Origin of the sequence: Nostoc sp. (assembly GCF_036917535.1) — a bacterium.
In the GTDB taxonomy this organism is placed as follows: domain Bacteria; phylum Cyanobacteriota; class Cyanobacteriia; order Cyanobacteriales; family Nostocaceae; genus Nostoc.
In genome coordinates, this window is sequence record NZ_JBALDA010000094.1 from 53,545 (window position 1) to 64,639 (window position 11,095).

Genomic DNA, 11,095 nt, shown 5'->3' on the forward strand with positions numbered 1-11,095 from the left:
GAGGAGTATCACAAATATGAACCAAAACCTGCCTCAAGAATTAGACTCAGAAAGCTTGAACCAGTTATCGAAGGAAGAACTGGTAGAGATAATTATTGAGCAGAGCAAGGTAATACGTGAGTTACAGAAAATCATCTTAGAACTACAACAAGAAGTAGAACGTTTAAAAGTCAGTAGAGATTTAGATAGTTCTAACTCATCAAAGCCCCCATCTGGGGACATCCACAAAAAAAGCGAAAACAAAAAAGCACCCCCTCAAGAGGAATCAAATCAGCTCAAAAAGAAACCAGGTGGGCAGCCAGGACATCAAGGTAAAACTCGTAAGGGTTTTAGCAGAATAGCTCGTTATGAAATATTACGTCCTACGGATTGCGTTTACTGTGGTCAAAAAGCATTTGCGTCTATAGCAGTGAAAGTAGAAAAACAGTCGGTAGCGCAACTAGTGGAACGTCCCATCGAAATAGTGGAGTATCAACGCCAAACCTGTATGTGTGAGTGCTGTGGAAATTTACAAACAGCGCAATGGCCACAAGAGATCATCCCAGGACAGGATTTAGGGATTTCTTTACAGGCGTTTTTAGGATGGGTAAACAATTATGCACATATGTCCTATGAAAAACAGCAAGAAATGCTATATGAACTGGGGCAAATTCAAGTTGGGCTAGGAACTTTAGTCGCAACCAATGAACGAATTCAACAAGCGATTGAACCAAGCGTTAGTCAATTAAGTAATTGGGTCAAACAGACACAACCTAATGTTCATGTGGATGAAACACCTTGGTCAGTCAAGGGAATCAAAGAATGGTTGTGGGTAGTTGCTAATTCTGATTTCTGCCTGTTTACTGCGGCTGATACTCGTTCTAGAGCCGAATTAGAAACAATTCTAGGGGCTAAATATACAGGGGTACTCAGCAGCGACGATTTTAGTGTTTACAATGGCTATCAAGCTCTAGCACAGCAGAAATGCTTGGCTCATCTACGTCGTCACTTCAAAAAATTAATTCAACTTCCAGGTCTTCACAACCAAGCTATCGGTAAAGCTTTTGTTGATTTAATTGATGAAGCCTTTAGAAATTACGCCCAATGGTTTGAAACTCTTGACTCTAGTAGTTACAACGATTGGGTCAATCAATTCAAATCTAAGTTGCAATCCTCTGTTGATCAATGGATTAACTTGGCCTCAGCTACAGCAGGAAACCTTTTACGTTCTTTGCGTGATAAAGCAACTCAATGGTGGTATTTCCTTGACAACCCTGAAGTTGCTCCTGATAACAATCAGGCTGAACGATCGCTTCGCTTGGCTGTGACAAAACGTAAGATTAGTGGTGGTTCCCGTTCAATGGAGCGGTTTCAACACACTGCAAATTTATTGACGGTGGTACAAACTTGCCGTCGTCAAGCCAGGTCTGTGATTGATTTTTTTGCACAAGCTCTACTGGCTGACTCTAATAATTTTCAGTCTCGCCCTTCTTTACTTCCTCAATATTAGACCTGAATCCTTACATGATTCTTTGTGTTTTGGTATGAGAATTTAATTTTCTCAAGAGAACAAAAAATCTTGAACTGCTTCTAAAACAACTGCTGGGTATTCTTCATGCAGTCCTAGAGAACCAGGTATAACAACGCTTCTCACTCCTGGTAAGGCTACCAAAGCGTTCATTTCTTCTCGTGATTTGGGAGGGCTGGATTCCCCAATTACTACCATCAGGGGTACGGTTAAAGACTGCACAAGTTCCAAAAAAGCAGATTGTTCGCGTACAGCATCAAGATTACCAGTTACAAAGGCAGCAGATGCAAATCGCGCTCCTGGTTGTTGAGTCGTGTGCCACTTCTTCTCAATGAAACTGGGTGTAATTTTAGCCGCGTCAGTAAACACATGACGGCGGTACATAAAACTTAAGAAAGATTGAGTAGTGTTGAGTTTGTAGAGAGCTTGACCAAGTATAGGCGATCGCACCAATTCTCTCACCAGACTAGCTATTTGCTGACTTGCTCCCATTGTCGGCAAAGGACCACGCCAAGTAGGACCTAACAACACAATCTGTGAAAAAGCAGCAGGTTGTTTGACAGCTAATTGTAAAACGTAACTAGCAGCATGACCAGCTGCGACCACAGTAATGGGAGTATTAAAAATAGCTTTGACAAAATCTTCCAGAAATTGCTGATATATTTGGGGTCGGTAATTCAAACTAGGGCGAGAAGATTCACCAAATCCAGGCCAGTCTACGGCTACAACTTGAAAATGGGGAACTAATAACCTGGCAAGTTCGCCCATTTCCAAACGCGTTGAAACACTGCTGAAAGCTGGTAGTAGCAATAGCGGTGAACCTTTACCGAGGGTTTCATAAACAACGCGCAATTGTTGATTTTCCCAGTTCCAGAGATATTCTTTAACTACTCCACCAAAGCCAATAGCAGCAGAGGTAGATAATAAATTTGTTGACATTAGACTAAATTTTGGTAATTGTACCTTATTTGTCAGTTGTCCTTTGTCATTAGTCATTTGTCCTTTGCTAATGACTAATGACTAATGACTAATGACCAATTTTAGATTCCAATGCTTTTTTTTGCATGGTTTTAAAAATGTTGTAAAATCCATTAGCACGGGAAGGTGTTAGGCTAACATTTAAACCTGTTTCTTGAATAAAATCTGGAGTAAGTTGAACAATCTCAGTTGGCGTTAGTCCATCTAATCCCTCTACCAGAAGCCCTACTAATCCTTTGGTTAACTGGGAATCGGAATCGCCCTGAAATACAACTTTACCGTCATCCAAGGCTGCTGTAATATAAACTTGAGACACGCAACCAGGAACTTTATTTTCGGGTAATTTATCAGCTTCTGGGAACTCATTGAGCTTCTGAGCATACCAGATTAGCTGTTCGTAGCGTCGCTTCGGTTCGGAAGCGCGTTGAAAGCGCTGGACAATTTTAGCGAGCGCAGGTGGCAAAGAATCTAGAGTTGAGGACATAAACAGAAGCTGAAAATGATCGGTATCTCCTTGAGTGTAGATTATCTTTAGAGCGATGCCTACGGCGGGCTGCGCCTACGCGCCTCTGGTTCTCTTGGCATACTGACTATAATTTATCAAATCCAGCTAATTACTGCGATCGCATTGATAAAGATCAGGGTTTTTTGATGTGTCTAATCACAAAAACTTAATTTTATTTTTCCATAAGCAAGCTTTAACAATAAGTCTACGGAAATCTATAGTTGCATCAATATATACTTTTTTACGTAAGTATGATGAATTCGTGAAACTTATGTGTCTTTGATTTGATTGAAATCCAGATAGATTTTGTAGAGCTTGGGCAGTTTGCAAGCTCCTAGCTGCTAACTCTCAGGTATGTCTTAATGTGACTAGTACAGCACGGCGTAAATAAACATACCCCTGACGCTCGAGGACTCGCTAACGCTGCGCTAACGGGTGACACTCTCTACGAGACGCTGCGCGAACGCAGGCTCGCTCTAAGCGAAGCCATGCCGAAGGCTTTACGCTGCGCTAACGGCAGTTCCTCATGGGGAGCCAGTGCGTTGGGCGGCTCTGCCGACGACAGTCGCCTCAAGTCGGGAAACCATGAAGGCAGTTCCTCCTGGGGGGAACCCCCTCTGAGCGACTGCCTCACCACGGCGCTGTCTCCCCAACGCACTGGCTCCTTTTGACTTCCGTCTTGCGGTACTAGTGGCGATGCGATGCCTACTGCAGACTGCGCCTACGTACTTACAAAATTAGCTGCAAGTTCATTAAACTAAGCAGCTAGATAATTATCAACAATTAAGAATTAAAAATCAAAAAAATTCTGATTTTTAATTTTTAGTTTTTCTCCCTTGAGGATTAATTTGTAGTTTGTGCAGCTAGCATCTGCTTCAGCTTTTCTAATTCCGAAGCCCAACGAGGATCTGGACGAATAGCGTCTGAATCGGTAGTTGTATTGTTGCTTTCACGAGAACCGCCTCCACCGCCTCCACGACGAGGCTTCTTAGAGCTTTTCTCGCGGCGGCTACCTTCTCTGTTGGGGCTAGGAGTCGGGGTACTATTACTAGCAACAGTAACTGGTTTAGGAGCTTGCTCGTCGCCCTCTTCACCCTTTGTCCGAGGTAATGCCTTCTCTAGCTTAATGGGAGTATCTTTGAACATCTGACCATTATACTTTTCAATAATTTCGTCAGCTTGTTCGTCATTGTTGACTGTAAGAAAACCGAAACCACGGCATTTGCCAGTTTTGCGGTCTTTAATTAATTTAGTAGTTACAGCATCACCTTCTGCTGCAAAAACGGCTTGTAGATCTTGACGATCTATTTCATCTTTAGGCAAATTACCTATATATAGGCGAACAGACATGAACTATACCTCCAGAGTTGAATGAACATGGCAAGGCAAGAAAACAATCACTTAGCTTTAGCTTTTAAATAGATGCTATTGACCAAGACTGCCATAAACCAATTTTTTTGCTCGAAACTGTCAACCTATACAACAATACAGTTTTTTGTCGGGATCAAGCTTATTTAATCCAATGGCTCACACTATTGTGAGCTAATAACACCTTAATTCTAAGAATTGTAAATTTAATAGTCTATTGCCTGCTAAAGTACACGCTTTCTTCTATACCTTTATTCGCAGAATCAAATACCATTCCTTACATTACCACGGTATTTTCTACGTAGCTAGTTTAGCGCATACATTTCCGACATTAGTATTACTGCATCGTAACATAAAATACATTTTTTTATGCAAGTGAGCATATTTTGAAACAAAAACCAGCCAGGGGCTGGTTAATTTACTGCTGTGTTGGGAGGATAAAAAGGTATAGAGCGGGGAAAAAGCACCTAAATCCACAACTAAGCAGTGATGCTGAGTTATGTCGGTTGCTCTTGTTTGTGTAAATAAATGTAACATTTTTTCAGAGAATCTGCAATTTTTCTTTACATTTGGATTTGTCTTTTGTCCTTTGTCCTTTGCTAATGCCCAATGCCCAATGCCCAATGACTAACCAGTGAGAAAGACGTATGCGCCCCAAGCCTGTGCTGCAACAGCCAAAAAAGTAGACCAAATGGGATGAGGGCTATGAATGGTTTTACCACTTTGAGTTTCTAAGGTTTGGATATCGATCCAAAGCGTTGCTCCTCGCCGGAACCAACCTGTGACAATAATTTGCCGCCCAATTAGATCCTGGTGATTGACTGACTGTCCTAGCCAAGAAATGTGGTGTAATTTCACTAAACCCGCGCTGGATTGGAGAATTAAATCTTGCGCTAGGGAGTTGCTAGTACCTTGACGACCTAATAATTTACCCACAAGACGCACGCTGACGCTATCAATGGGTAATGCAGAAGGGTCAGATAACAGGTTGGGTAAGCTGTCGTCAGTTTGTACGGTGGCAGGTTTAATATCGGGGAAGAAAGAATTAATCCGCATTACAGTACCAATGCTAAAGCCAATCAAAAGGCAGCCTGTAATGAAAGACCAATCTTCATATATCCACTTTAGATTTAAAAACTTGAGTGCGAATGCTAGTTGCCAGGTTAGCCAGACGAAAGCTGCAAACAAAAGCCCTAAAGGAATTCCCAACCAAGGAGCGATTTGTAATAAGAAAGACTGAGGCTTAACCTTTGATGGTTCGTTAGCAAAATGGAGTTCGGTGTCTAGATGCCAGTGACGGGCTATTTGGCAAAGGCGTTCGAGGCGATCGCCCATTAAAGGATGGCTATTATTAATTGTAAACCATCGGCCATAGGGATTGGCAATATCCCACTTCAAAAAGGATTCAAAAGATAGATTACTGGCAATAGTGCCCAAAGATAAACTTTGTTGGTAGCTGACTGGTGTTAAAAGATTTAAGCTTTCCAGTTGCCAACTAGTGTGTTCTTGTTTTTGGATATCAGCGGCAATGCCAATGGCGATTTTGAGTAAAGCGCGAATCAGGGCATTAGGATTACCAGTAATTTCAGCGGCGACGCGATCGCTATAATAAAGCCGCAACCGCGACAACCACAATGCAGTTCCAGTTAGCAAACACCAAATTCCATAAATTAGACTCGCCAGAATTGTTACTGGCCAGCGCCAAATTTTCGCTGATATTTTGTCTCCCAACTCCGACACTTGCTGATATAGCTTATGAGTTGGTAGTGTCACCAGCAGCAACAAAGACATTACAGCAAAATCCCAGTGAGCTATATGCCCTAGCTGCGTGGCGTAAATAATAGCGATTTCATCATCTGCCAACTGCTCTAATAGCCCTTGACTGACAACAATCCTGGCATTACGTGGTAAACTACCATAAGTCAGAATAATTGGCGTAGCTGTTGGTAAAATCCGCAGTTTAGGTAACGGCCAATGCCGTTGTTGGCAACAACGTTGTAGCACCCGAACAGCTTCGCGGCTATGGGTATTCAATACATCTTTCGGAAATTCTCGCTGACCATACAAGTTCGCTAATAGCAGATCCAGCAGCCAAGGTGAGACTGCGATTAAAATCACCAATACTATTAGCAACAGTTGAGTAGGGTCGTAGTATAAAAGCTGTATCGGCTCCAGATAAGGTAGTTTGACTAAAGTCTGGTTGATCAATCCTAGTACTAACTTGAGGATTTCTCGGATCACCCAAAACAGGGCGATGAATGTTCCGGCTGACAGTAGCCGCAAGGGAATTAATTTTGGTTTACGTAGTGGTTGCCATGCTCTGGCGCGTTGTGCTTGTCGCCAATAAATAGCACCGAATAATTTGGCTTGGGTGCGGGTAACGGAACCCATGAAGCCGTTTAGGGGTGCAGCCGATGGTAGTGGTGGTGGCGGTGTCGCTAATGTAGCTTTGAGTTTTGCTAGTGGCACCATCGGCGGGATGTCGTCGCTTTTAGTTTCTATTACTTGATCGTTGTTTGGCTTTTCCTCTAATGTAGGAGTTTCCGGGGGAGTAACCAGGGTTGAATCTGGTGTTGAATTCTCAAAGGCAACAAATCCAGTTTCGACTTTTTTTGATTCTTGCTCGGATTTTTTACGTTTTGTCAGATGTTCGAGAGCGCGTTTTGCCCACTCTTGAACTTGCGGATTGTTACTCTTAATGAGATTCTGGGAAATAGCGATCGCTTTGGGGACTTCGCCAGTGCGAGCATAAGCCATCACTAAACCAACTTGGGCTTGTAAGCTAGCAGTAGCATTGCTTTGAATACTAGCAATAGGTTCTAGTTGAGCGATCGCTGTTTGGTAATTTCCTTGTTTGAGGGCAACTAAACCAGCCTCCAAAGACGGTTTGGCATGTGAAGGCATACAAATTCTGGCACTCCAATCTCTTCTAAATGATCCACGTTTGTGCAAAAGCGCGAACCCCGGATGCCGTAGAAATCAACGGCGCTCAAGTTTTGCTTGTCAAGTGAAGCATAAAGATTGAATAAATGCGTCAGCCCTCAAAATTCAGTTTGGTCTTCTGTAGGATTAATTCTGAATTCTGGATTCTGAATTCTGTATTCTTCTTTATTTCTCCACTGGTTGTTGACTAGAAAATACTGGGGCAATCGCGCTTAATTTTAACTCTGGATGGTCGCCCAATAACTGTTGACAATTCCATTCATTACGGAATAGCAACACTGGTCGTCCCATACTGTCTTTAACTGTAGTGGTATTGAATATCCGTCCCACTTTTTCTAATGCTTCCCAACCACCCTCAACCCAACGGGCGACACTGTAGGGCAATAAATCTAGTATGGTTTCTACACCATACTCATTTTGTAAGCGAAACTGTACCACCTCGAATTGCAATTGACCCACCGCTGCCAAAATTGGATCGCGCTTGGCTTCATCAGTTGAATACATAATTTGCACAGCGCCTTCTTCTCGCAATTCCGCAACGCCTTTTTGGAATTGTTTAGACTTCGAGGGGTTGGGATTTCTGAGAGTCGCAAACAGTTCCGGCGAAAAATACGGAATCCCCTCATATTCGAGCTTTTGCCCCGTGTAAATTGTATCTCCGATCGCAAAAACACCGGGATTGTTCAAACCGATCACATCGCCAGGATAAGCCACATCAATCGATTCTCGCTCTTGAGCAAAGAGTTTTTGCGGGCGAGACAGACGGATGAGTTTACCAATGCGGGCGTGATTCACCATCATATCTTTTTCAAACTTACCAGTGCAAACCCGGATAAATGCGACGCGATCGCGGTGTTTCGGGTCCATATTCGCTTGCAGCTTGAAGACAAACCCCGAAAATTCCGGGTATGTAGGCGGAACTTCACCAACACTGCTGAGATGAGAACCGGGTTTGAGGGCATAGTCGAGGAAATACTTAAGGAATAACTCCACCCCGAAGTTAGTCATGGCGCTACCAAAGAACACGGGCGTCATTTTGCCTTGGTGTATCAACTGTAAATCTAGCTCTGGGCCAACTCCTTCTAACAGTTCTAGATCGTTTTTCAGTTGGTAGTACAGGTTTTGTTCTAGCTGTTCTTCTATTCTCGGATCGCCTAAGTCGACTATTGTATCACGGGCTTCTCGGCTACCGTGGGCGCTGCGTTCAAACAAGTGTATTTGTTGCTTGTGTCGGTCAAAAACACCTTTAAAGCGATCGCCCATCCCAATCGGCCAGTTTACCGCATAGGTTTGCAATCCCAATTCTTGCTCGATTTCATCCAACAGTTCCAGAGGTTCCCTACCTGGGCGATCAAGCTTATTGATAAATGTAAAAATTGGGATACCCCGCAACTTACACACTTCAAACAATTTACGCGTTTGCGGTTCCAAACCTTTTGCCGCATCAATCAACATCACGGCATTATCGGCGGCGGCAAGGGTACGATAAGTATCTTCACTGAAATCTTGGTGTCCGGGAGTGTCTAATAAATTGATTTGACAATTTTGGTATTCAAATTGCAACACTGTGGAGGTAATGGAAATACCCCGTTGTTGCTCCATCGCCATCCAGTCAGAGGTAGCCTTACGCTGTGCCCGTCGCGCTTTCACTGCCCCAGCTTCGTGAATTGCACCCCCGTACAGGAGTAGCTTTTCAGTTAGTGTCGTTTTACCAGCATCAGGGTGAGATATAATCGCAAAGTTGCGGCGAAGTTCAACTGCTTGAATAAGTTCAGACTGAAGTTCAGTAGACATAAATGTATTTGTTTGTTAGCTAGCTTAATTTTTTTTGACTCTGGCAAGTCTTTTAATCTTAAGACAACGATGCTCGTGATAGGGTCGTAGTATAACCAACAATCTGACTAAATAGGAGAAAGCAATGTACGACACAGACAAGCGAAAGCTTCTATCTGCCTTGTCTCATGGAGCGATTTTTTTCAGCACAGTATTCGTATCTGTAGGCATACCTATCGCCATACTGCTTGTATCTGACGATCCTGTTGTTAAAGAAAACGCCAAAGAATCTATCAATTTCCACTTTAATGTCTGGTTTTATGGTGCAATTCTAGGAGCGCTGTTTTTTCTATTCGGTTGGTTAGTGTTACCTTTATTATTGCTGGGGCCACTAGCCGGTCTGGGATTTTTATTGCACTGGGGATTAACAATTTGGGCACTCATCGGAGTTTTCAGCAATCCTGATGTACCCTTCCGTTATCCCTATATTTTTCGAGTTTTTTAACACAAATTATGATTGGGCATTGGACATAGGGCATTGGTAATTGTCTGCCAAGTTTTGACAACAGAAGGTATTACAATTTTGAATTTTGAATTGCTTATTATGTTATTTTTTTTCCAGCCTGTTGGATAGGTGCAACCAAGCTGTAAAATACAAAATTGCCCTACAACTTGATTAAGAGTAGGGCAAAGGACAGTTAAGCACTGTTTGTAGTTTGTCTGACGGCAGGAAAATTTTAGCCTGCTTTTGTGACGCTTTATTTTGTGTCCATCTGCGTTGTTTTTCTTCATAAAATTTTATGTTTCCTATACATCGCCCGCGTCGTCTGCGTACTCATCCTCAACTGCGCCGGATGGTTCGTGAAACTGTTTTAACAACAAGCGATTTAATTTACCCACTATTTGCTGTACCAGGTGAGGGAATCGCTAATGAAGTGAAATCCATGCCCGGAGTCTACCAACTTTCGGTAGATAAAATTGTCGAAGAGGCAAAAGAAGTTTACGACTTAGGAATTCCTTCTATTATTTTATTTGGTATTCCGGCTGATAAAGATGTAGATGCCACTGGCGCTTGGCATGATTGCGGTATTGTCCAAAAAGCAGCAATGGCGGTAAAAGCAGCAGTGCCAGATTTGATTGTAATTGCTGATACTTGTTTGTGTGAGTATACTAGCCACGGTCATTGTGGTTATCTGCAAGTTGGTGATTTAACAGGACGAGTTTTAAATGACCCAACTTTGGAATTATTGAAGAAAACAGCGGTTTCCCAAGCGAAAGCTGGTGCGGATATCATCGCGCCTTCTGGGATGATGGATGGTTTTGTACAGGCAATTCGTCAGGGTTTGGATGAAGCCGGATTTCAAGATACGCCGATTTTATCTTATGCTGCTAAGTATGCTTCGGGTTATTATGGCCCATTTCGGGATGCAGCAGACTCGACACCACAATTTGGCGACAGAAGAACTTACCAAATGGATCCGGGTAACGCCCGTGAAGCGATTAAAGAGATTGAATTGGATATTGCCGAAGGTGCTGATATGCTCATGGTTAAGCCAGCCTTGGCATACATGGATATTATTTGGCGCGTTAAGGAAGCGAGTAACTTACCAGTTGCGGCTTACAATGTTTCTGGTGAGTATGCGATGGTGAAAGCTGCGGCTCTCAATGGTTGGATTGATGAAGAGCGGGTGGTTTTGGAAACTTTAACTGGGTTTAAACGTGCTGGTGCAGATTTGATTTTGACTTATCATGCTAAAGATATGGCGCGATGGTTAAAGTAGTCTAGGCATATTCAATACTAAATTTAGAGGGAAATCTCACACAGAGACGTAAAGATGCAAAGTTGTGTTTTGGTGTCTAGGTGTGAGATTCTTTGTTTATAGCTATTGTGATGCCTACAGTTTTTGCTAGCCTATGCAAGTTCAATATAGAACCCATTTGACATCTTATGAGGTTTTGAATTAAGGTACTCCTGAGCATCTACAATCCAATGCTAATGGCGTATTCCAGCAACCTCACTG

The 11,095-nt window shown here is 42.8% G+C and carries 9 protein-coding genes; 3 read left to right on the forward strand and 6 right to left on the reverse strand.

The genetic code is table 11. The features are described 5' to 3' along the window. Positions 1-16 precede the first annotated feature (16 nt). Positions 17-1,489: an IS66 family transposase gene (gene tnpC, locus V7K56_RS31505; protein WP_334917151.1), complete on the forward strand. Its 1,473-nt coding sequence runs from the start codon at positions 17-19 to the stop codon at positions 1,487-1,489. A gap of 51 nt (positions 1,490-1,540) precedes the next feature. Here the strand turns inward: tnpC and V7K56_RS31510 are convergent, their stop codons facing one another. The 6 genes from V7K56_RS31510 to prfC form a co-directional block, all read right to left on the reverse strand. After that, a complete protein-coding gene (locus tag V7K56_RS31510; protein WP_334917177.1) occupies positions 1,541-2,446 on the reverse strand; it encodes an alpha/beta fold hydrolase in 906 nt (301 codons plus the stop codon). An 88-nt stretch (positions 2,447-2,534) separates the two neighbouring features. Further along, positions 2,535-2,969 (reverse strand): SufE family protein, encoded by a 435-nt coding sequence (locus V7K56_RS31515; protein ID WP_104907546.1) that lies wholly within the window; start codon positions 2,967-2,969, stop codon positions 2,535-2,537. Positions 2,970-3,514: 545 nt separating this feature from the next. Then, positions 3,515-3,643: a hypothetical protein gene (locus V7K56_RS31520; protein WP_334917153.1), complete on the reverse strand. Its 129-nt coding sequence runs from the start codon at positions 3,641-3,643 to the stop codon at positions 3,515-3,517. Positions 3,644-3,833: 190 nt separating this feature from the next. Continuing rightward, positions 3,834-4,340 (reverse strand): RNA recognition motif domain-containing protein, encoded by a 507-nt coding sequence (locus tag V7K56_RS31525; protein ID WP_334917155.1) that lies wholly within the window; start codon positions 4,338-4,340, stop codon positions 3,834-3,836. A gap of 645 nt (positions 4,341-4,985) precedes the next feature. After that, positions 4,986-7,262 carry a M48 family metalloprotease gene (locus V7K56_RS31530; protein WP_334917157.1) on the reverse strand — a complete coding sequence of 759 codons (2,277 nt, stop codon included), beginning with the start codon at positions 7,260-7,262 and terminating at the stop codon, positions 4,986-4,988. A 204-nt stretch (positions 7,263-7,466) separates the two neighbouring features. Next, positions 7,467-9,095 carry a peptide chain release factor 3 gene (prfC, locus tag V7K56_RS31535; RefSeq protein WP_334917159.1) on the reverse strand — a complete coding sequence of 543 codons (1,629 nt, stop codon included), beginning with the start codon at positions 9,093-9,095 and terminating at the stop codon, positions 7,467-7,469. A 124-nt stretch (positions 9,096-9,219) separates the two neighbouring features. On the opposite strand from prfC, the gene V7K56_RS31540 reads away from it, so the two are divergent. Beyond that, complete coding sequence (locus V7K56_RS31540; RefSeq protein ID WP_334917161.1) at positions 9,220-9,579, forward strand: DUF4870 domain-containing protein; 360 nt, start codon at positions 9,220-9,222, stop codon at positions 9,577-9,579. 295 nt (positions 9,580-9,874) lie between these two features. Then, the gene (gene hemB / locus V7K56_RS31545; protein WP_334917163.1) at positions 9,875-10,855 is read left to right on the forward strand and encodes a porphobilinogen synthase; all 981 of its coding nucleotides are present in this window, start codon (positions 9,875-9,877) and stop codon (positions 10,853-10,855) included. Positions 10,856-11,095 lie beyond the last annotated feature (240 nt).